17 protein-coding genes and 1 tRNA gene are annotated in these 21,086 nt (G+C 70.5%); 8 read left to right on the top strand and 10 right to left on the bottom strand.

The window, feature by feature from the left end:
* Positions 1–27: 27 nt before the first annotated feature.
* From KEG38_RS11285 to KEG38_RS11255, 7 genes are read right to left on the bottom strand one after another with little or no spacing between them, the layout of a single operon-like run.
* A complete protein-coding gene (locus KEG38_RS11285) occupies positions 28–960 on the bottom strand; it encodes an ABC transporter ATP-binding protein (RefSeq protein ID WP_272419344.1) in 933 nt (310 codons plus the stop codon).
* Entirely contained in the window at positions 957–3,434 is a 2,478-nt protein-coding gene (sppA, locus tag KEG38_RS11280; RefSeq protein ID WP_272419343.1) for a signal peptide peptidase SppA, read from the bottom strand. Before sppA ends, KEG38_RS11285 begins: the two co-directional genes overlap by 4 nt.
* Positions 3,431–3,934: a DUF2505 domain-containing protein gene (locus KEG38_RS11275; protein WP_272419342.1), complete on the bottom strand. Its 504-nt coding sequence runs from the start codon at positions 3,932–3,934 to the stop codon at positions 3,431–3,433. Before KEG38_RS11275 ends, sppA begins: the two co-directional genes overlap by 4 nt.
* A gap of 47 nt (positions 3,935–3,981) precedes the next feature.
* Positions 3,982–5,109: a UTP--glucose-1-phosphate uridylyltransferase gene (locus KEG38_RS11270; protein ID WP_272419341.1), complete on the bottom strand. Its 1,128-nt coding sequence runs from the start codon at positions 5,107–5,109 to the stop codon at positions 3,982–3,984.
* 52 nt (positions 5,110–5,161) lie between these two features.
* Positions 5,162–5,410, bottom strand: coding sequence for a YXWGXW repeat-containing protein (locus KEG38_RS11265; protein ID WP_272419340.1), 249 nt, complete (start codon positions 5,408–5,410; stop codon positions 5,162–5,164).
* Complete coding sequence (locus KEG38_RS11260; protein WP_272419339.1) at positions 5,407–6,132, bottom strand: CPBP family intramembrane glutamic endopeptidase; 726 nt, start codon at positions 6,130–6,132, stop codon at positions 5,407–5,409. The genes KEG38_RS11265 and KEG38_RS11260 overlap by 4 nt, the downstream gene beginning before the upstream one ends.
* Entirely contained in the window at positions 6,132–7,118 is a 987-nt protein-coding gene (locus KEG38_RS11255) for a decaprenyl-phosphate phosphoribosyltransferase (RefSeq protein ID WP_272419338.1), read from the bottom strand. Before KEG38_RS11255 ends, KEG38_RS11260 begins: the two co-directional genes overlap by 1 nt.
* Before the next feature lie 252 nt (positions 7,119–7,370).
* On the opposite strand from KEG38_RS11255, the gene KEG38_RS11250 reads away from it, so the two are divergent.
* The 3 genes from KEG38_RS11250 to KEG38_RS11240 are packed head-to-tail and all read left to right on the top strand — an operon-like array spanning position 7,371 to position 11,709.
* Complete coding sequence (locus tag KEG38_RS11250) at positions 7,371–8,336, top strand: AAA family ATPase (RefSeq protein WP_272419337.1); 966 nt, start codon at positions 7,371–7,373, stop codon at positions 8,334–8,336.
* An 11-nt stretch (positions 8,337–8,347) separates the two neighbouring features.
* Positions 8,348–9,541: a DUF58 domain-containing protein gene (locus KEG38_RS11245; protein WP_272419336.1), complete on the top strand. Its 1,194-nt coding sequence runs from the start codon at positions 8,348–8,350 to the stop codon at positions 9,539–9,541.
* On the top strand, positions 9,538–11,709 hold the full coding sequence (locus KEG38_RS11240; RefSeq protein ID WP_272419335.1) for a transglutaminase TgpA family protein: 2,172 nt from the start codon (positions 9,538–9,540) through the stop codon (positions 11,707–11,709). The genes KEG38_RS11245 and KEG38_RS11240 overlap by 4 nt, the downstream gene beginning before the upstream one ends.
* Positions 11,710–11,722: 13 nt before the next feature.
* Here the strand turns inward: KEG38_RS11240 and KEG38_RS11235 are convergent, their stop codons facing one another.
* Positions 11,723–13,633: a hypothetical protein gene (locus KEG38_RS11235; RefSeq protein WP_272419333.1), complete on the bottom strand. Its 1,911-nt coding sequence runs from the start codon at positions 13,631–13,633 to the stop codon at positions 11,723–11,725.
* Positions 13,634–13,781: 148 nt separating this feature from the next.
* Between KEG38_RS11235 and KEG38_RS11230 the strand changes: the two genes are divergently transcribed.
* From KEG38_RS11230 to KEG38_RS55470, 4 genes are read left to right on the top strand one after another with little or no spacing between them, the layout of a single operon-like run.
* Complete coding sequence (locus KEG38_RS11230; RefSeq protein WP_272419332.1) at positions 13,782–15,167, top strand: DUF4388 domain-containing protein; 1,386 nt, start codon at positions 13,782–13,784, stop codon at positions 15,165–15,167.
* A 24-nt stretch (positions 15,168–15,191) separates the two neighbouring features.
* Positions 15,192–15,632 (top strand): chemotaxis protein CheW, encoded by a 441-nt coding sequence (locus KEG38_RS55480; protein WP_272419331.1) that lies wholly within the window; start codon positions 15,192–15,194, stop codon positions 15,630–15,632.
* Positions 15,629–16,453, top strand: a complete 825-nt coding sequence (locus KEG38_RS55475) for a methyl-accepting chemotaxis protein (RefSeq protein ID WP_272419330.1) — start codon at positions 15,629–15,631, stop codon at positions 16,451–16,453. The genes KEG38_RS55480 and KEG38_RS55475 overlap by 4 nt, the downstream gene beginning before the upstream one ends.
* Complete coding sequence (locus KEG38_RS55470) at positions 16,450–18,501, top strand: ATP-binding protein (RefSeq protein WP_272419329.1); 2,052 nt, start codon at positions 16,450–16,452, stop codon at positions 18,499–18,501. The genes KEG38_RS55475 and KEG38_RS55470 overlap by 4 nt, the downstream gene beginning before the upstream one ends.
* 29 nt (positions 18,502–18,530) lie before the next feature.
* Here KEG38_RS55470 and KEG38_RS11210 read toward each other — a convergent pair.
* Together KEG38_RS11210 and KEG38_RS11205 are read right to left on the bottom strand one after the other, a co-directional pair.
* Positions 18,531–18,620: transfer RNA gene (locus tag KEG38_RS11210), tRNA-Ser, on the bottom strand.
* A 163-nt stretch (positions 18,621–18,783) separates the two neighbouring features.
* Positions 18,784–19,140, bottom strand: a complete 357-nt coding sequence (locus tag KEG38_RS11205; protein ID WP_272419328.1) for a helix-turn-helix transcriptional regulator — start codon at positions 19,138–19,140, stop codon at positions 18,784–18,786.
* Between the two features lie 235 nt (positions 19,141–19,375).
* On the opposite strand from KEG38_RS11205, the gene KEG38_RS11200 reads away from it, so the two are divergent.
* The gene (locus KEG38_RS11200; RefSeq protein ID WP_272419327.1) at positions 19,376–20,728 is read left to right on the top strand and encodes an NAD(P)/FAD-dependent oxidoreductase; all 1,353 of its coding nucleotides are present in this window, start codon (positions 19,376–19,378) and stop codon (positions 20,726–20,728) included.
* Positions 20,729–21,086: the final 358 nt, after the last annotated feature.

Here is a 21,086-nt window from a genome sequence, read left to right as displayed (position 1 = left end):
GGATCCGCCCTCCCCCGAGGGCAGATCTTAGCCCACGATCGGGAACATCTCCACGAGCGGAGCCCGCGCCTTGCTCGCCGCCGCGACGATGTCTTTCGTCGAGGCATCCGGTGAAAGCCGTACGCTCATCCGTAATGGCCCCCCGGTGACCTCGATTCCGCGCGCCAGCAATTCCTCGCGGAAGGGGCCCGGGTTCTTGCGGATCGTGACGCCATACACGCGAACGCCCGCAAAAAGAGCCTCGGGCGCGCCTTCGAGGACGAGCGCGCCGCCCGCGAAGACGAGGACGTCGGTCGCCGCGCGCGCAAGATCGCCCTCCGGCGTGCCCGGGTCGAGGCGCTCGGCCGAGAGAATGACGCCGCGGCCGTCAGTCGCGCGCGAGAGGGCGTTCATGACGAACGCCGCCGCCGGGCCGTCGAGGCCGGCGAGCGGCGCTTCGAGGACGAGGATCGCAGGATCGGCGACGAGCGCATGCGCGAGGACGAGCGCGCGGCGCGGTGGGAGCTCGAGCGAGTCGACCGGGCGGCGCAGGAAGGACGAGAGGCCGACACGTTCGAGCGCAGAGGCGGCGAGGTCACGCGCCGCGCGGGGAGAGAAACCGGCGAGGCGCGCGCTCCAGGTGACGTAGTCGTGCGCGGTCGTGCCCTTGGGCAAGGGCGGATCGAGCGGGGCGATGCCCGCGGCGTCGAGGTGCGCGCGCGTGGCGACGTCGAGGCCGGCGACGTGCAAGGTGCCCGCGGTGATCGAAGCTTCGCCCGGCATGGCCGCGTCGTCGTGCGAGGGCGCGCGCGAGCGGAGCGGGACGGCCGTGAGCGCGGCGAAGAGCGCCTCGGCTTCGCCGGTGCAGAGGATGCGATCGCCGCGCGCGCGGACCGTGAGGCGGTCGATCGCGACGACGTCGTCGATCGTGATGCGAGCGTCCTCGGCATGGAGGACGGGCAGAGGCGCGGCGTCGGTCACGGCAGTTCGTTGTCCACGGTCGCCGGAGCGCCGCCGAAGGAGACGTCGCCGACGAGGTCGAGGCGCGCGAGCGGCTTCGTCCCGTCGTAGACCATGAAGGGCGCGAGGCCTCGCGCGAGGTCGAGCAAGGCCGGAGGAATGACGATCGGCACGGCGCCCGCTTGCGGGAAGACCGCGGCGATGCCCGCGAGCTTGGCGAGCGCGATGAGGAGGCTGTCGTCGTCCTCGGGGAACTCGACGAGCTGCGCGTCGTGCGGGAGATCGGCGCGAGAGCGGACGTCGTCGAGCGCTTCGCGCAGGCCGCCGATGTGATCGACGAGCTTGCGTTCGAGCGCCTGCTGGCCGGTCCAGACGCGGCCGCGCGCGACGGCATCGACGTCCTCGGGCTTCATTTTGCGGCCTTCGGCGACACGCGCGATGAAGAGGTCGTAAAACTGTTTGACCTTCACGCCGAGCTCTTTGCGCTCTTCCTCGGTGAAGGGTCGATAGAGGCTCTCGGCGTCCGCGCGGGGAGCTGTGCGGAATTGTTCGAGGCCGACGCCGAGCTTGCCGAGGAGGCCAACGAGGTCGACCTTGCCGTAGAAGATGCCGATCGAGCCGGTGATCGTGGCGCGGTTCGCGTAGATCGGGCCACCCGCGACGGAGGCGTAGTAGCCGCCGCTCGCCGCGGCCGTGCCCATGGAGACGACGAAGGGTTTGGCCTTCGCGGTGAGGATCGCCTCGCGAAGAATGACGTCGGCCGCGAGGGAGGAGCCGCCGCCGGTCTCGATGCGGAAGACGACGGCCTTGACGCTCGCGTCCTCGCGCGCGCGCTTGAGGGCCTTCGCGATGGTGTACGAGCCAGCGAGGCGAATGCCGACGAGCGGGATCGTCTGGCTCTCGCCGTCGACCATGTCGCCCGAGAGGTAGACGATCGCGATCTTCGAAGGCGTGCCCCACCAGGTGGGCGCGTTCGTGGGCGCGACGTCGTCGACGATGCGCGCGCGTCCGCCCATCGTCTCCTCGACGACCTCGTCGATCTCGTCGTCGTACGCGAGGACGTCGACGAGGCCGCCGCTGCGCGCCTCGGGCGCGATGAAAGGGCCCTTCGCGATGGTCTTGCGCAGCGTGGAAAGCGGCATCCTGCGGCCGCCGCCGACGTCGTGCATGTAGATGCCTTCGAGCTGCGTCAGGAGGTCCATGTGGTCCTGACGCCCGATCTCGGAGGAGTCCTTGCGCGTGTACTGCTCGGCCGCGAGCTTGTGCTCGGCGACGCGGACGAAGTCGGCGCGGACGCCGAGTTTGTCGAGGACACCGCCGTAATACATGTACTGCGAGGAGAGGCCCGCGAAGCGAAGGCCGCCGGCCGGATTCATGGCGATGCGATCGGCCTGCGCGCAGACGTGGAGCGAACGGCCGCCCGCGTCTTCGAGGTGGCAAAGGACCTTCTTGCCGCTCGCGCGGAGCAGGCGAACCGCGTCGCCGACCTCCTCGGCATGCGCGAGCGAGCTCGCGGGCTCGGCGCGGAGCTGGAGGACGACGCCGTCGACGTTGCGATCCTCGGCGAGCCGCCAGAGGCGTCGGAGGAGCTGGACGTGCTTGCGGACGCCGGGCGTGGAGTCGATGCGGATGCGCGCGACGCGCTTGAGCGAGGGCAAACCCGGCTCGCGGTAGGTGCGCAGCGCGGCGGTGGCGTAATAGCCGACGTCGCCGCCGCCGAAGATCGCGCCGCCGCCGGCCTGGAGCGTCGCGAAGTTCAGGTCGAGGCCGACCATCGCCGTGAGGTCGGGGCTCGCAGCGAGGTCACGCACGGAGACTTCGCCGCGCAGGCGGCCGACATGCGGGACGTCGAGGCCGAGCGTGGCGCGTGGCGTGACGTCGCCGGTGCGCTCGTGGATGGAGGCTTCGAGGCCAAGCTCGGCATACCGGCGGCCCCAGAACGGGCGGAGCGCGAGGCCCACGTCGTATCGGCGATCGGCGTTCGTGGTCCAGTCGCGCGCGATGGCGGCGGCCGAGAGCCAGGTGAACGGGCGAATCGTGAGGCCCGTCGTCACGCCGAACTGCTCGTCGAGGTCGCGACGCTCGGCGTAGGACCAGCCGAACGTGGTGCCGATCGCGAACGTGTCGCTGAGGTTCGTCGCGAGCGCCCAGCGCAACCACCGTTGCGAGGCCGATGCGCCGGCCGCCGTGCCGACGTCGAGCAAGTCGACGCGCAGGCCCGTGGACAAACCGAGGAGCGGCAGGCCGAGATCGAAGGCATGCCCGTTCGTCGTGCCCGCGCCCGCGCCGGCCTGCGCCATGGTCCAGCGCAGCTCCGCGCCGGGCAAAAACCCGAGGTTCGCCGGGTTGTACGCAATGCTCGACGCATCGTCTCCGGCCGCGACGGGACGGCCCGGCGCGGGGACATACGCGCTCTGCGCGTGGAGAGGAGCACTGGACGTGGTGAACGCGGCGAGGGCGAGGCCCCCGAGGGCCAGGGCGGAGAGCTTCTTCATAAGGTCGAGAGGCGGCGCAACGTCTCGGCCTCGGCGTCGTAGATCTTGCGGATCTCGACCAAGGCCATGCGGCCGGCGAGCGAGGAGAGTACGCCAGCCTTGATCTCGATGTCGCCCTCGACGGTTCTGCGCGCGCGTCCCTCGGGCGCCGCTTCGAGGCGGCAGGTGCCGGAAGCGCTGAAATACTTGCGGAATTGCTCGCGCGGGAAGACGGACCAAGAGGCCACGTAACTCGAGAGGCGATAGACGCAGCGCTCTTCCCAGGAGAGCGCCTCGCGGGCGACGTCGTAGCCGCGGAACATCGCGAGCGGCGCGTTCGCCTGGTAGCGAAGGACGCGGCGCAATTCGCCGTTCGCGATCACGTGCTCGATCGTCTCGACCGAAGCGACGCTCGTCGCGGCGAGGAAGGGGGCCATCATCAAGCCGATGTCGGGCGAGAGGACAGCGAGCTCCAGGGCATCGAGGGGGACGTCGAACTCGTGCGTGATCTCGAAGTGCAAATCCGTGGCTCCCTTGCGCGATCCGTACTGGTCTGAACGAATCCTACCTACGCAAGAATCCCTCGGGCCCGAAGCGCTTCCTCGATCTCGGGCCTGCGGCGCTCGAGCTCGGGCACGTCCTTCACGGGCAAAAAGCGCGACGCGGCCCCGTCGCGCGGGACGCGGAGGAACTGCGGGTCGAGCGCGGTCGTGATCTCGTTGACGATGCGCTCGAACTGAACCGCCTTCGCCTCGCCGACCGTCTTGTCGACCTCGACGTACGTCCACGCGAGGTCGAGCGAGGCGAGCGCCTCGGCCGATACGAGAAACGTGTTCGTGCTGAACACAGGCATCTGCGCCGGATCGAAGCCGATCGGCAGGCGCATCTCCTCGGCGATGATCTTCTTGCCGTTCCAGCGAATCGGGCCGCCACCCTTGTCGCTGCCGACCTTGTTCACGACCTCGACGGTCAGCGGGCCGCCGTGCGCGAGATGGAGGCCGAGGATCACCGGATCGACGGTGGCGCCAAGGTTGTCGAGGTTCGCGATCCACACGGTCTTGCCACCTCGTTGGATGAACCGATCGAGAAGTCCGCTCGCACGAAGCGCGTCGGGCAGATCGCCGTGGCCCGTGGCGTAGACGCTCGGCTCGCCGTGTTCGTCCCGGAAGATCTTGCCCTCGTGCGTGAGGCGGAGCGAGACGAACTGCTCGAACGTGGCGACGTCGCCCGTGTCGAGACGAGCGCCGAGCGCGGCGCGGATCGGGCCTTCGGTGGCCTCGCTCGTCATGAGCCAGAGCGGACAGGTCGCGCCCGTCCCGCGCGCGAGGGCTTCCATCTCGGCGAGGCGGAGATCAAGGAATGTTTTTCCAGGGAGAGCCTCGACGAGCGCCTTGACGACGCCGCCCATGCGCGTCGCCATGCCACCCGCGAGCACACAAAGCGCGACCTCGCCCCGCGCGAGCGCCTCGCGGCCGAGCGCCTCGAAACGCGCGTACTCGGGGCCGCCCGGCGCCGGTGCGTCGACGACGTCCCCTTCGGCGGGTGGGAGAACGGAACCCGCGAAACGGTTTCGCTTGTCGCGATCCTGGCCGATCATGGCGGCCCAGGCGGCGAGACGGTCGGGATCGAAGCCCCGCGCTCGAAGGCGAGCGAGCAGGGCCGGCGGCAGGGCAGCGATCTCCTCGGCGAGCGTCACATAAGCGGAGAAAGCACGGCGCTGGTGGTGAAGCAACCCGTCGTGGCCTCTGTTACCCGTCAGGGTTTTGCGTCGAGCGCCGCGGGGACTCCCATCGACCTGGAATCCATACGTATTGGACGCCGTCGTCATGCCAGGCGCCCGGGATCCAGAGCATGCCCGGCGCAGGCGGCGCCGTCTTGACCTCCGGCAAGGGCGGAGGCGCGCCCTGACCCCGCGCCGGGGTCTCCGGTGTGCCGGCGACACACGCCGCGAGGAGGAAGCTCGAGAAGAGGGCGAGCGAGCGGGCTGTTCGATTCATCCGTGAAGCACCATCGCCCAGACGTCGTAGAGGGCGTGCGTCCAGACCGCAGGCGCGAAGCCGCGGAACACGTAGATCGCCGTGAGGACCAGGCCACAGACGGCGCGGAAGACGAACGATTGGACGTCAAACGAGTCGCCGAGCGCGCCCACGTAATGCCAGGCTGAGAACGCGACCGCCGCGACGCCGGCCCAGAGGAGCGTGAGCACGAGGCGGCGGATCCCAGGGCCGAAGATCGCCTTCACGACGAGCGCGCCGAGGCCGAAGATCCCGGCGCGGAAGGCGATCTCTTCGTAAAAACCGGCGCCCATCGACATGACCACGCCCGAGAAGACGCCGCGCGTCTCGACACTCGGTCCCAGCGTGAGCGATCCGACGATGTACGAGGCGGCAAACCGCATGAGGATCGCGTACAGCGTGCCTTCGAGGGCGATCAGCGCGAAACGTTTCCCTTCGAGCGCGCGCTTCTGCCCCGTGGCGGCGAGGACCACGACGAACGCGATGCCGATCGCGACCGTGAGCCCCGCGTACGTGGGCAGGCTGTTTTTCGCGAGGGCCGAGAGCTCGGCCGTGACGGGATCGGCAGCGTTCCGCACGGGGAGGAAGACGACGCCGAGGTGGTAGAGGAGAAAGATGGGGAGCGTCAGGCCGAGGTCGGTCCAGGCGTCGCTTTTCTCGGGGACTTTCCCCGGTTCTTCCTTCGCCTTCGCCTCGTCCGCCATCAGGAGGGCCTCAGCCGGTAGACGATGAACACGACCTCCGCGACCCAGATCATGATGTTCATCATGAAGGGGACGTCACGCAGGATCTCCTGCGTCGGGCTCTCGGCCTTGGGGCGGCTCACGACGAGCTGGAGGAACCGGACGACGCCGAAAAGCGGGTGAATCGTGGTCGCCCAGAGCCAGGGGTTCTCGAAGAAGCGCTGGGTGTCGTGGTCGAGCGTGTACGCGAGGTACGTCGCGATCGTCGCGATGCCCGTGGCCGCGAGCGCGAAGGTGAGCGCGCGGGGCGAATACGCCTCGAGCGCGGCGCGCTGCTTGCCGGCGTTCGCCGCCGAGGCGAGCTCGTGGCGGCGCTTGCCGAAGCCGAGGAAGAGCGCGAGGAGCGCGGTGCACCCGACCATGAAGCCCGAGATCGGCGTGTTCGTCGCGAAGCCGCCGGCGAGGACGCGCAGCACGAAGCCGAGGGCGATGAGGCCGACGTCGACGTACGCGATCTTCTTCAGGCCGAAGGAGTAAGCGACGTTCTGCGCGAAGTACGCGAGCGCGACGATGAAGAACTTGATCGGCCCGAGGAGCGCGCCGCCGAGCGCGGTGAGGACGAGCGCGATCGCCATGGTCTTGGCGAGCGAGACCGGGACCTGGCCGCTCGCGATCGGCCGGAAGCGTTTCACCGGATGCACCCGGTCGGCCTTCGCGTCCACGATGTCGTTCATCGTGTAGACCGCGCCCGCGAGCAGGCAAAACACGCCGAACGCGCCGATCGCGCTCTTGATGATCGACGGGTGGGTCAGGTGCTTGGCAAAGACGACCGGCGCCAGGACGAAGAGGTTCTTCACCCACTGGCTCGGCCGAACCGTGCGGATCATCCCGCGAATCCGCCAGAAGAGGCTGCCCTGTTTGGAGGGCGGGATGAGCGGTGTCGGCTCCGAAAGCGGCGCGCTCGTCCCGGGTAACTCCAGGGCAGCGCCGCCCGGAGACGGGGTCAAGGCGAGCGCGTCGGCCTCTCCAGAGGAGGCGTTCCGACGCTCGTCGTCATCGTTTGAAGGGGCCCGAGAAGGACCGGGGACGGCCACGACGGCGGAGCATACATGCGGCCCGGGGGTCGGGCCACACGCCTCGCCGAAAGGAAGGGCGGCAGGGGCCGAGAGCCGGGAAGGATCGGCGCCCCGGTACCCCACGCTCCAGAAATCAGGAGGTTACCCGAGGCGCCTCCGATGATCGTGCTAGCATCAGCCCCAATGACGTCGGCGCTCTCGATCGCGCGGGAAACGACGCCCGTGCTCCAGGAGCTCCGCTCCGCGGTGGAGCAGGCCCTCGAAGGAAAGCCCGAAGCCGTGGAGCTCGCGCTCATCGCGCTGCTCGGGCGCGGCCATGTGCTGATCGAGGACGTGCCCGGCGTCGGCAAGACGACGCTGGCGCGCGCCCTCGCAAAGGCCGTGGGCGGCGAGCTACGGCGCGTGCAGTTCACGAGCGACCTCCTGCCGAGCGACGTGCTCGGCGTGAGCGTCTTCGATCAGCGCACGGGGCAGTTCGTGTTCCGGCAAGGGCCGATCTTCGCGAACATCCTGCTCGCCGACGAGATCAACCGCGCGAGCCCGCGGACGCAGTCGGCGATGCTCGAAGCGATGAACGAAGGGCAGGTGTCGGTCGATGGCGTGACGACGCCGCTGCCCGACCCGTTCTTCGTGCTCGCCACGCAAAACCCACAGGACTTCGCAGGGACGTTCCCGCTGCCGGAGTCGCAGCTCGACCGGTTCATGGTGCGCATCCGGCTCGGGTATCCGCCGCCGCACGTGGAGATGCGCCTCTTGCTGCAGGGCGGCGACGGCGACCGGATCAAGGCCGTGCCGCAGGTGCTCGAGCCGTCGGCCCTCGTCGCGCTGCAGCGCGAGGTCGATCGGGTGGAGCTCGACGCGTCGCTCGCGACGTACCTGCAAGCCGTGCTGTCGGCGACGCGCGCGAGCCCGACGCTCTCGCTCGGCGCCTCGCCCCGCGCCGGGATGAACCTCGCCCGCGCCGCGCGAAGCCGCGCCGTCTTGCACGGGCGAACCTACTGCATCGCCGACGACATCCACGACCTCGCGGTGCCCGTGCTCGCGCACCGGATCCGCCTCGCCGCGCACGCCGAGGGCTACATGCCGAGCCGCGACGAGTGCGAGAACGCGGTGCGGGACATCGTCGCGCGGGTGCCGGTCCCGCTCTGAGCGAGGCGCGCATGGTGGCGGACCGGAGGCAGGCCGAGTCGCTCGCCGTTCGAGGCGACAAACCGCCCCGGGACAGTCGCGTCACGCGGCCGGAGGCCACGCCGCTGCCCGTGCCGCACCCGCTCGCGCCGCTCCCTGGCACCCCGGGGGCGCCGCGCCCGGAGAACGCGCTCACGCGGCTCTGGCGCTCGTTCTTCAGCTTCAAGATGCCGCGGCGGCTGAAGTTCACCCGCGAAGGAAAATACTTCGTGGGCATCACGCTCGGCGTGGGCTTCGCGGCGATCAACACGGGCAACAACCTGCTCTACCTGCTGCTCGGCATGCTCTTGTCGCTGATGGTCGTGTCGAGCGTGATGAGCGAGCTGTCGCTGCGGACGCTGACGGTGACGCGCAGGCTGCCGACGCGGGCGCAGGTGGGGCGGGCGCACCTCGTGGAGATCGAGGTCTACAACCACAAGAAGCGCATCCCCTCGTACGCGATCGAGGTCGAGGATCTACGCGCCGGGCAGCCCGCGGACAAACGCTGCTTCTTCCTGAAGATCAGCCCGTCGAGCGCGCAGGTGGCCGCCTACCGGCGCACGCCCGCGCGCCGCGGCCGCGATCGGCACACGGGCTTCCGCATCGCGACGCGTTTCCCCTTCGGGCTGTTCGAGAAATCGCGCGAGGTCATGGCGGACGGCGAGCTCGTGATTTATCCGGCCGTCGATCCGGTGCGTTTGCCGCCCGAGGATCGAGGCCGCGCGCTCGGCGGCGTGGGCACCGCGGGGCGCGGCACGAGCGACGAGACGTACGCGCTCCGGCCGATGCGCGAGGGCGACGATCCGCGCGACATCTACTGGCGGAAGAGCGCGATCACGAGCCAGATGGTCTTGCGCGAGCGGGCGCGCGAGACGCGGCCCGACGTGCGGCTCGTGATCGACGTGGTGCGGCCGAAGGGCTCGGGTGACGCGTTCGCGCAGCAGTTCGAGAAGCGCATCCGCGAGGTGGCCTCGCGCGCCGTGGCCCACATCAAGCGCGGCGACGGCGTGGTCGTCGCGACGAACCTCGGCGAGGAGGCGCGCGGCGACAGGAACATCGGATCCGACCGGATCCTCAGGTTCCTCGCGCTGCTCGACGCCGTCGACGAGGATCGGGTGCAGGAGATCCAGGAGCGCCGCGGGCTTTCGCGAGGCGGTCCTGGGCGGACGAGCGGAGGGCACGCATGAGGTTCGGGCTCGTTCACCGGGTGATGACCGACGCGCTCGCGGTGCTCGGCATCCTCGCGCTCCTCGCGAGCGGGCAGTTCGGGCCCTGGGTGAGCGGCTCGCTCATCGGCGGGCTCGTCATCGCGCTCCTGATCCGCGACGTCTGGGAGAAGTACCCGGCGCTCAAGCACTTCGACGCGATCACGCTGATTGGCGTGCTCGCGCTGCAGATCGGGCGGCTGCTCTTCGACGCGAACGCGAACGTGCTCGACGTGGTGATCGAGTTCGCCGCGGCGCTGCAGATCATCCGGCTCGCGACGCGCAAGGGCGCGGCGCACGACCAGCAGGTGATCGTGCTCGCGCTCCTGCACCTGATCTCGGGCACGGTGCTCGGCGGAGGCCTCGGCTACGGGCTCTGCTTCCTCGGCGTGATCATCGTGGCGCCGGGCGCGCTCGTGCTGAGCCACCTCCGGCGTGAGGTCGAGGGCAACTACCGGCAAGGCGCGCGTGACCGCACGGGCCTGCCCGTCGACGTGCCGCGCATCCTGCGCTCGCGCCGCGTCGTGGGTCGCACGTTCCTCGGCGTGACGTGCCTGCTCTCGGTGCCAATCTTCGTGTTCACGGCGCTGCTCTTCGTGCTCTTCCCGCGCGTCGGGCTCTCGCTCCTGCTCCTGAACCGCGGGCATTCGGGCCGCGTGATCGGGTTCTCGGGCCGCGTCGACCTCGGCGAGGTGGGCGTCCTGCGCAGCGACCCGACGCTCGTGATGCGCATCGAGATGCCGAACCTGCCCGATCCGCCGCCCGCGCGGATCCCGCTGCACCTGCGCGGCGCGGCGCTCGACGCGTACGACGGTCGCACGTGGACGCAAAGCGAGTCGTGGAAGCGCGCGACGGAGACCGAGGCGGGGATCATCCCGATCGACGATCACTGGCCGGACTCGGCGCTCGATCCGGTGATGCGGGTCGACCTCGAGCCGATCGATCCGCCCGTGATGTTCCTGCCGCCGTACGCCTCGGGCCTCCGGCTGCGGACGCGCGCGACGGTGGCGCCCGAGCCGCAGGCGATGGCCTTCAAAGGCCCCGAGGGCGAGCTTCGCTACCAGCCCATCGACGACCGCGGCATCAAGTACGACGTCTTCCTCTCGCGCAAGAAGACGCCCTCGTTCCGCAAGCTCCCGAGCGGTGAGCGCTGGAAATACCTCACGCTGCCGCGGAACATGTCGGACCGGATCCGCAACCTCGCCGCGGACTGGACGAAGGACGCGAAGACGCCGCTCGACCGGGCCCGCTCGATCGAAAATCATTTGAGGACCGAGTATCGGTACGACCTCGCCTCGCCGTCCGGCAAGGATCCGCAGCCGCTCGATCACTTCCTGTTCGAGTCGAAGCGCGGGCACTGCGAGTTCTACTCGACCGCGATGGCCATCATGCTGCGCACGCTCGACGTGCCGACGCGCAACGTGACGGGCTTCGTCGGCGGCAGCTACAACCGCTTCGGCCGGTTCTACGCCGTGCGCCAGGGCGACGCGCACTCGTGGGTCGAGGCGTGGATCGACGAGTACGGCTGGCTCACCTTCGACCCGACCCCGCCCGCCGACGCCGCGCCGAAGAGCGAGATCGTGGGCGTGTGGGCCTACCTGCGCGACCTCATCGAGGCCACGAGCCAGCGCTGGGATCGGCACGTGGTGAGCTACGATCTGAGCCAGCAGGTGGGGCTCTTGAACAGTCTGACGTCGCGGTATCGTCGCGGCGGATCGAAGACAACGGGTGGGCCGCGAGGTCGCGCGGGGCTGCTCGTCGTGGCGGCAATCGTCGCGACGGCCGGCGGCGCGGCGCTCTGGCTGCGGCGCAAGAAGCAACGCGCGGCCGCGGCCTCACGCGCGGCGGATCCTCGCTCGGCAAGCGCGGTGCTGGCGACGTCGCTTTACGAGGGGCTCGACATGGCGATGGGCGCACGCGGCGTGGGCCGTTCGCCGAGCGTACCGCCGCTCCGGCATGCGCAGGCGCTCGTGTCGATGTCGCATCCGCTCGCGGAGGAGATCCTGGAGCTCACCGAGATCTACCTCGCGGCGCGGTTCGGCGGCGTGACGATCTCCGACGAGGATCGGCGGAGCTTCGAGCGGCGCGTGAAGGCGATCCGTCAGCCGGAACGACCGAGCCAGCAGGTGATGACGTTGCCTGCGTCCTGAGCCGATCGTTCCGTCAGGGCACGCGTGACGCCGAAGGACCCGGGCGGCGCGGGGCGCGCGCGTTCGCGGCGACCATCATCGCCTTCGCCAGGATCACGTGCTTGACCGAGGCGCCCGTCAGGCCCACCTCGCCCGGCGCGAGACGACCGACCTCGTCGAGGAACGCCTGCGCCGCGTCGTGCTCGCCGAGCATCGAGAGCACCGCGCTCTGATCCCGGAGCGTCCCCGCCACCACGGTCGACGTCGCCGTGTCCGGCACGATCGGCGCGGCGATCGCCGCCATCACGCGCTGGATCGGCTGCAGCGACGCCGTGGTCGAGAGCTTGCGGTCCGAAGGCCCGAGCGGCTGCGGCGCATACTCCAGCCAGCATCCGTCGACCGTCAGGTGCGAGACGAGCCGCCGCGGCCAGCTCCGCTCGATCTCCGCGTGCAGCGGCCGCATGTCGGCGAGCTTCGACAGCGCGTACTCGCTCGGCTGCCCCGAGATCGCGTAATCCCGCAGGAGCGGCTCGATCTCCGGCTCCACCGCGAGAAGGCTGAGCGCCACGCGCCCGCGATGCAAAAGCCGCTCCGGCACGATCAGCACATCGGGCCGCTCGCCGCGGAGGAGCCGCGCCGCCCAGAGACGGAACGCGAGCGCCGGCGAGCGCACGAGGATCGCCGAGCTCGGCTCGAGCCTGCCGAGCGCGCCGTCCGTCCACTCCTCGGCCGCGAGCTGCTTGCCACGATCCGCGACGTATCCCGCCTCCTCCGAGGAGAGCGCGACGAGCGTCACGTGAAAAACCACGACAAGCACCGCGCCGCTCTTCGCCATCGGCAGGCGCAGCTCGAGCAGCTTGTGCGTCACCCAGCAGACGCCGAGCGCCGAGCACACGGCGAGCGCGGCCACGGCGAGCGCGCGGACCGGCGTCATCGGATCCGCGTAAAGTGCGGCGAACGCGCGCGCAGGGATCAACGTGTCGAACGCGACGAACGCAACGAGCGGCGCGACGAGCCCACGCGCGCGGGGCGCGAGCAGCGAGACGACCACGCCGCCGAGCGCGATGAGCAAGGACGCCACGCCGACCTCGCGCGCCCACGCCGCGAGGCTCGAGAGCCGCGGCCCGGCCACGTCGAAGCCCGTGAGATCCGCGGCCGACAGCGCGCGGCCGACGTCGGCGAACGCCCGCGGCGCGAGCGGCCGAACAGCGAGCGGCACGAGCAAAAGCAGCGCGACGGCCGCCATCGACGCGAACGAGATGGCCACGACCTTACGCGACGGGATCGGCGACGGCGTGATCCCTGCTGACTTGCCGAACGGCAGCCGCTCGGCGATCGGCGTCGCGAGCACCGCGAAGACCGCCGCGAACGCAGACGGCGGGCTCTCTGCGAGCGTCGCCCCCGCGAGCGCGCCAAAAAGCGCGGCGCCGCGCGCTGCATCCGTGCCTTCCGCCCGGAGCATCGAGGTCCCCGCGAGCAGCGTCCCCAGCGCGAGCGCGACCGCGATCATCGCGCCGCCGCCCACCGTCGCCTCGCGTTGCCACACCGGCGAGAGCGCGGCCGTCAGCGTCCCGAGGGCCGCGAGCCCCGATGCGAGCGTCGGCCCGGCGCCAAGCGCCCGCAACAGCCGCCGCGCGAGACCAAAGAGCAGAATCGACGCGACCCCGAGCGCGATCGCCCCGCCGAGCGCGGCCCGAAACGTCCGTGGCCCGAGCGGCAAAAGGCCGAGCGCTTGCGTCAGCGGCGTCGACGCGCCGCCTCCGACGCCCACCGCGAGCAGGCCGAGATCGCGCAGCGCTGGTAAATCGTCTCTCCACTGCCCGCTGCCCGTGGCTCGCGTGAGCGCGAGTCCGAACGGCAGCGCCACGGCGACGAAACGCAAGGCGCGCTCGTGCCATGCGAGGCGGGTCTCGGCGGGCGCGGGGAACGAACGAGGCTTCGGCACAGCCGTCTCTCGTGCCAGGGACCACCGGAGACGGCCAAGTTTCGGGCCGGCGTGCCCCGCCTCGCCTGACCGCTGGACGGAGCGGTACGATTTACGGTTTTTCGCTGCGCGAATCTCCGGCAGCCCGAGTTAGGCTTGCGCCGCCCACATGGCAAGCGCGGCGCGTGTCCTGGTCATCGACGACAGCCCGACCATCCTGAAGGTCGTCAGCGCCATCCTGGCCCGCAACGGCTACGAGCCCACCACCGCCCGCGACGGCGTGGCGGGGCTCGAGCTCATCCGCAAAGGCCCGAAGTTCGACCTCGTCTTGCTCGACTTCGTGATGCCGCGGATGAACGGCTACCAGTTCTGCCGCGAGCTTCGTTCGGACGCGACGCACCGCACCTTGCCCGTCGTGCTGATGAGCGCGAAGGGCGACAAGATCCGCGGCACCTTCGTCCAGCAAACGGGCGCGGTCGACGCGATCACGAAGCCGTTCGACGCGCGTGCGCTCGTCACCGTGGTCGAGGGCGCGCTCGCCAAGACCGCCGAGGGCCGCTCGCCGCGCCCCGTCCCCGAGGGCCAGAAGATGCCCGAGGAGGAGCCTCTGCCGGCCGAGAGCATGCGCCCGAGCATGCACATCCGGCACGCGCGGCAGCGCGCCAGCGTCGAGTTCGCCCAGCAGGTCGCGAACGCCGTCGTCCCCGCGATCCTCGCCATCTCGCCGCAGGACCGCGCGAGTGAGGCCGCGGTCATGGCCGCCGTCGCGCGCGCCATGACGCCCGACATCCTCGCCACCCTCTCGCTCACAGTGAAGGACCTCGACCCGGGCGACGGCGTCCGCGAGGCGATGAGCGGCGACCTCTCGGTCGTGGCGCTCGCCGAGATCCTCCAGGTGCTCGGCATGCAGCGCCAAACGGGCGTCCTGCACGTCACGAACAATCGCACCTCGATCACGATCTCCATGCGGCAGGGGCAGATCGACTTCGTGCAGTCGCGCGGCGCGACCGAAGAGTACCGCCTCGGCCGGTACTTCCTCGAGAAAGGCGCGCTTACGCGTGACCAGCTCGACGCGCTGCTCGCCGATCTGCGCGGCTCGAACAAGCTGCTCGGCGAGGAGGTCGTGGCCCGCGGCATCGTCACGCGCGAGGAGCTCGTCGACATCCTGACGAAGCAATCGAGCGAGCTCATCTACGACATGCTCCGCTGGCCGTACGGGCGCTTCTCCTTCACGAAGGAGCCGTTCCGCCCCGAGGCCGACATGGCGAAGCTCACCCTCGGCGTGAGCGCACTCGTGCTCGAAGGCTTCCGCCGCGTCGACGAGTGGCGGCTCATGGAGGGCACGATCCACTTCGATCAGGTGCTCGTGATCGATCAGTTTGCCCTCGAAGGACTCTCGCCCGGCCAGCTCGCGCGGCCCGAGCGGCTCGTGCTCGACGCGGTGAACGGGCAGCGCACCGTGAGCGAGGTCGTCAAGGAGAGCACCGTCGGCTCGTTCGACGCGGTGAAGATCATCTACCAGTTCTTGCAGTCGCGCGTCCTTCGCACGAGGTAGACGCGCGGCAGGGGAGAGAGACGTGTGCGACGCGGAGGCGTGCTCGTGAGGGTCTCGGTCGCAAAGGATGGGCGCTTCGTGCTCGTGCCGGCGGAGGTCGTGCGCGGCGTCTTCGTGCTCCCCTCGATCACGCCCGTCGAGGGCCTACGCAAGCCCGCCGCGGGCGTCGCGCTCGCGAACGGCGAGGTCGTCACGGTCCTCTGCATCGACGAAGAAGGGCTCTCGCCGTCGGCGCAGAACGAACGCACCACGGCCGTCCTCTGCGACCTCGGCGGCGAGCCCGTCGCGATCGTGGGACGCGCCATCGAGTCGTCGGGGCTCTACGAAGAAGCACGCACCGGGTTCGTGCGTGCAGGCGAGACGGACGCCGCGATCCTCGACGTCGCGGCCCTCCGTCGCGAGGCCGAGGAGGCGATCTGGACGGCGCGCACCGCGGTGCTCCGCTCGCCGGAGGCCGCGTCGTGAGCGCGCCGCGCAGGCGCAGGTGGATCGACGTGCTCCGGCGCGCAGCCGAGCCCGCGAGCGCGCCCGAGGCATCGGCGGACATCGACACGGCGCTCTGGTCGGCGCACGGCGAGGCGCAACGCGCAGTGACCGAGGCCGCCGAGGGTACGCCGCGCCTGATGGAAGCCGTCACGCGGCAACGCGCCTCGATCGAGGGCGTCTCCGAGCGCGCCGGCGCGATGGCCGCACATGCCGAGGGCCTCACGCTCGCGGCCACGCGCGTCGCCGACCTGTTCGAGCGCCTCAGCGTGGTCGCGCTCAACGCGGGCCTCGAAGGCGCGCGCACCCCCGAGCCACAAGGCAAGGCGCTGCTCCTGCTCTCCGAGGAGATCCGCACGCACGCCGTGCGCGGCGCCGACGCCACGCGCGACCTCGTCGCGGTCGTCGAGGAGATGGCCGCCGAGACGAGCCTCATCCGCGGCGAGCTCGCGAACGTCCTCGTGGCCGCCGACGAGACCGGCGGATCCGCGCGCGCGCTCGGCGACGCGGCCGGACGCGCGGGCCTCGCGCTCGCCGACGTCGAGCGTCACCTGCGCCGCGCCACCGGCATCGATCCCGAGATCGCGCGGGCCGTCACGCTCGCGGCCGAACATGCGCGTGGCCTGCTCTCTGCGCTCTCCACGCTCCGCGCCACGACCCCTGCGCGCCCGCTCCTGCTCGGCGCGCTTCGTCCCGTGCTCGCGCCTCTCTCGCGCCTGCTCGGCGAGCTCGGGGACGAAGGTCGCACAGGGGAAGCCTCGCCCGGATCGCCGCAGGGCGACGACGGTGGGGCCTCGCCGTGACGGCGGATCGCGAGCTCACCCGCCTTCTCTTCGAAGAGATCCAGCGCCACGCCCCTCTGCTCGAAGGCGACACGCTCGACGACGCCCCGCGCCGCGCGATCCACGCGCTGAAAGGCTCGGCCGGCGTAGCCGGCGAGCGCGCGCTCTTCGAATCGCTCGCGCGGATCGAGCGGCGCCTCGTCGACGGCGACACGACGGCCCTCGTCGACGCGCGCGCCGTCCTCTCCATCGCGGGCGAAGCTCTCGCTGCGGGCCGCGCCATCCCCGCGCCCGCCTGGCCCGAGCCTCCGTGGGATCTCCGCGGCCGCCCTGCGCCGCCCGAGAAACGCGCGCGTTACGCCGCGGAGATGACCGATCGCCTCGCGCGCGTCGACGAGCTCCTCTCCGGCGAGCTCCCCGAGCCCCGCATCATCGCCGGCATCTTCCGCGAGGTGCACGCCATGAAGGCGGCCGCGCTCGCGGCCGGTGACGACGCCACCGCGTGGTTCTGCCACGGCCTCGAAGATCGCGCGCGCGACGCCAACCGCAGCGACGTCGAGGCGCGCCGTGCCATCGCCGAAATCGCGCGCTGGCGGGGCCTGCTCGGCGAGCTCGTCGCCGCGCCCGATCGCGCTGTCGAGGTCCTCCGCCGCCTCGCGTACGGCGCTCGTTCGAGCACGCAACCTCCGCCCTCCTACAGCTCTCCCGAGCCGGCCCCGCACAGCGCCCCTGAGCCCTCGCTCGATCCTCACGCTGCGCGCCTCTCCGGCGAAACCCTCCGCGTCTCCACCGCGGCTCTCGATCGCCTCCTCGATCGTGTCCGCTCCCTCGAACGCGCCGAATCCGCCATCGCTGCGGCCGGCCGCGAGCTCGGCGTCCTCGCCACCCGCGCCCGTCGTGTCCGCAGCTCGCTCGCGGAGACCCGCGGCCCGCACGACGCCTTCCCTCGCCGCGAAAGACGCCTCCGCAAGGCCACCGCCGCCGTCGCGGCCCTCTCCGACGCCCTCGACGCCGAGGCCGCCACGCTCCTCGGCATCGCCGAGCGCTCGCGCTTCGAGGCGGCGTCCGCGCACGCCGACATCGCGCTCATGCGCACCACGCCCGTCGCCACCCTCTTCGATCGTGTCGTCTCCGCGGCGATCGCGCAGGCGCGCAGGCTCGGTCGTGACGTCCGCGTCCTCGCGCGTGGCGGCGAGACCCTCGTCGATCGCCGCGTCGCCGAGGGCCTCTTCGACCCGCTCCTGCAGCTCGTCCAGAACTCCATCGTCCACGGCATCGAGCCCGAGACCACGCGCGCGCACCTCGGCAAACCTCTCGCCGGCCGCGTCGAAATCTCCGCCGAGCAACGCGGCGCCTCGCTCCGCATCGTCGTGCGTGACGACGGCTCTGGCGTCGACATCGAGCGTGTCCGCTCGCGCGCCGTCACGCGTGGCGCCATCGCGTCAGCGCGTGCTGTCTCGGCCGATCACAAAGCGCTCCTCGGCCTCCTCTTCGTCCCGGGCTTCACCTTGCGCGAGAACGTCGACCTCCTCGCGGGCCGTGGCCTTGGCCTTGGCCTCGTGCGTGAGTCCGTGCGGCGCCTTGGCGGCACCGTGCGCCTCGCGAGCCGCCCTTCCGAGGGCCTCACGGCTACCCTCGACGTCCCGCTCGAACGAGGCCTCGTGCGTGTCCTCTGGGTCCGCGCGGGCGAGGCCGTTTATGCGATCCCTGCGCGCCTCGTCCGCCGCATCTCCTTCGGCGTCGACCTCCCGAACACGCTCGCCTTCCCCCTCGCGGCGTGCGTGCGTGGCCTCGGCGCCCTCGAGACCGGCGAAGCGCTCGGCCCCGACGATGGACCTTCCTACCTCCTCGAGCTTGATCCGGGCCGCGAGGACGAACCTTCCTTCTTCATCTCGGTCACGTCCGTCGGCGAGATCGAGGACGCCTCGCTGCATCCGGCGCCGCCGCTCGTGGCGCTCGCGGGCCCGTACAACGGCGCGATCGTGCGTGGCGACGCCGTGCGCTTGTGCCTCGACGTCCACGCGCTGGCGGAGCTCGTGTACCTGATCCAGGGACGGCGCGCGCCCTGACGCGCTCTTCGTTCCTGTTCGTTCGTGGCTGGCGGAGAGAGAGGGATTCGAACCCTCGGATCAGTTTCCCGATCGCACGCTTAGCAAGCGTGTGCCTTAAGCCACTCGGCCATCTCTCCAGCCTCCAGACGACGTGCCCATCGGCCGCGACCGTTTGGTCGGACGGCCTTGGACGCGCGCCCAAAGCGCCACCGAGGTAGCACGGCTCCTCGTCCCGAGCCAACCCCAAACGGGCAGGGCCCTGCGTTTCCGGTGCTTTTTGTCCTGGATGGGGTTTCCCGGTCAGCGCGCGGCCCTCGGCGCCCGGCCGCGGAGGATCAACGTGAGGAGCGACTTGACGTCGCGGTGCGCCTCGATCGGGTGCCGCAGCGGCTTGTCGGGATGCACCTCGTACAAATTCCGCCGCCCCACCCGCGATCGCGTCACGAACCCCTCTCCTTCCAGGTCCGTCACGATCCGCTGCACCGCGCGCTCCGTGATCCCCACCCGTTCGGCCACGTCGCGCAGCCGCACCTCGGGATCCTCGGCCAGACAGAACAGCACGTGCGCGTGGTTCGTCAGGAACGTCCACCCCGAAGGCTCTTCGGACGAGGCCGCGCGGCGACGCGAAGGCCGCGCCCTCGCCGTGCCCCCCGACACGCGACGTTCGTTTCGTGTTTTCTTGATCATGCACGATCGGGCGCTCGCGAGCGGGCGCGCCGCCCCCCAAGAGGGAAATGGTAAGTCATGAATCGGGACGACGCCCATCACCTCCGCGCGCGACGCGTACCCTCTCGCCTTCACGTGTCCCCTTCCCTACGGAGCCGTCGAAAAGACTTCCGTTTCGCGGCGTGCCCGGGGTCTACTCGAACCCGGGCCGCCTGGGAGGTGCCGCATGGCCGATCGCAAGGACATGCCTCATGTGGTGATCGTCGGGGGAGGATTCGGCGGGCTCAACGCCGCCATGTCGCTCGCGGGCGCGCCCGTCCGCGTCACGCTCGTCGACCGCACGAACCACCACCTCTTCCAGCCCTTGCTCTACCAGGTCGCGACCGCGGGCCTCTCGCCGGCCGACATCGCCGTCCCCATCCGCTCGGTCTTCTCTCGCCAGCGGAACGTGCGCGTCCTGCTCGCCGAGGCGACCGGCATAGACCTCCCGGGCAAGCGGCTTTTGCTCGACAAGGGCGAGCTCCGCTACGATTACCTCGTCCTCGCCGTCGGCGCGACGCACAACTTCTTTGGCCACGACGAGTGGGGCACGCACGCGCTCGGCTTGAAAACCCTCGACGAGGCGCTGCGCATTCGCGAGCGCATGCTCCTCGCCTTCGAGGGCGCCGAACGCACGACCGACCCCGAGGCGCGCAAACGTCTACTCACCTTCGTCGTCATTGGCGGCGGCCCCACCGGCGTTGAAATGGCCGGCGCCTTCTCCGAGCTCGCGACGCACGTCCTCTCCAAGGATTTTCGCGCCATCGACCCGTCGTCGACCCGTGTCGTCCTCGTCGAGGCTGGCCCGCGCATTCTCGCCGCGTTCCCCGAGGACCTCGGAAAACGCGCCGAGGCCCAGCTCGCCTCCCTCGGCGTCGCCGTCGAAAAAGGGAGACCCGTCGCGCGCATCGATGACAATGGCATTGCGTTCGGGGATGGCGAGCGCATCGACGCGGCCACCGTCGTCTGGGCTGCGGGGGTCCGCGGCACCAAGCTCTCGCGCGCGCTCGGCATCGAGCTCGATCGCGGCGGCCGGGTCAAGGTCGGCGCGGATTGCGCTGTCCCTGGCCACCCCGAGGTCTTCGCGATTGGCGACATGGCCGCTTGTCGCGACAAGAACGGCGTCGACGTCCCCGGCCTCTGCCCTGCGGCCATTCAGCAGGGCAAATACGTCGCGCGCGCGATTCGCGCCGAGCTCCGGGGAAAACCGCGCGAGCCTTTTGCCTACCTCGACAAGGGCACGATGGCCACGGTCGGCCGCAAGCGCGCCATTGCGATGATGGGAAAACTCGAGCTCGCGGGCTTCCTCGCCTGGCTCGCGTGGATGGCCGTCCACGTCTTCTTCCTGATCGGCTTCAAGAACCGCTTCCTCGTCATGTTCAACTGGATCTGGCAATATTTCACGTGGAAGCGCGGCGCGCGGCTCATCACCACGCATACGGGCGTCGAGCCGAAACTCCTGCTCGCCGCCGCGCCCGACGGGCCTGTGCCTTCCTTGCGCACGGCCGACTCCGCCTCCTCCTCGACGCCGCATTCCTGAAGACACGTCCTGGGCGTAGAATCACGCTCCCCTCCCCTCCTTTCGCGCCGCCGCCAGGTCTCCAGGTCTCCTCGTCGCCTGGATATTCGCCGCAATGACGCGGCCTTGCTCATCGCGGAATCGGCTTGAAAGCCAAACTTCCCCGGCTAGATAGTATCGGTATGAATTGACGCGGGGGCAGGTGGCCCGGTGCGTCGCGGACACGCGTGTGCTCCCGCATCGGCGCGCGCGTGGCCGAGCCTCTCCATCGATCGCGAAGGGCCGCGCGAGCTTCCGCGTCGCTTACCGCTCGTGCATCGGAGCGCGCCGTCGCATACGGCGCGACTCCGTCCCGCCCATGGCAATCGCCCCACGGAAG

Origin of the sequence: Polyangium jinanense, assembly GCF_028435265.1 — a bacterium.
In the GTDB taxonomy this organism is placed as follows: domain Bacteria; phylum Myxococcota_A; class Polyangia; order Polyangiales; family Polyangiaceae; genus Polyangium; species Polyangium jinanense.
The sequence above is the reverse complement of the archived record's forward strand: the minus strand, read 5'-3'. Positions and strand labels throughout refer to the sequence as shown.